The organism is Streptomyces sp. NRRL F-6492 (assembly GCF_001280125.1).
In the GTDB taxonomy this organism is placed as follows: Bacteria; Actinomycetota; Actinomycetes; order Streptomycetales; family Streptomycetaceae; genus Streptomyces.
Genome location: NZ_LGEG01000150.1, coordinates 1 through 364 on the forward strand (window position 1 = coordinate 1; position 364 = coordinate 364).

A 364-nucleotide genomic window follows, 5' to 3' on the forward strand; every position below is an offset into this window, starting at 1 on the left:
CTCCCGGTCGAAGCGGGCCAGGTCACCGGTCCGGTAGAGCCGGCCGGGCCCGAACGGGTTCGGCACGAAACGGACGGCCGTCAGATCCGGCCGACCGAGATAGCCGTGGGCCAGCCCCTCACCCGCGAGATAGAGCTCTCCCGTCACACCCGGCGGGCACAGGTTCAGTCGAGGATCGAGGACGTAACTCCCCTTGTTCACCAGGGGGGTTCCGATCGGGACGAAGGAGTGCGGTTCGTCGCCGGGGGCGATGGGGTGGGTGGTCGTGAAGCCCATCGACTCGGCGGGCCCGTAGCCGTTGACGATCTCGATGCCGGGCTTGAGCCGCTGGAGCTTGTGCACGTGGGCCGGGGAGGCGGCCTCG

Annotated in this window: 1 protein-coding gene; it reads right to left on the reverse strand. The window is 69.8% G+C overall.

The window, feature by feature from the left end:
• On the reverse strand, positions 1–364 hold a 364-nt coding region (locus ADL08_RS13550), incomplete at both ends, for an AMP-binding protein (protein ID WP_159043054.1).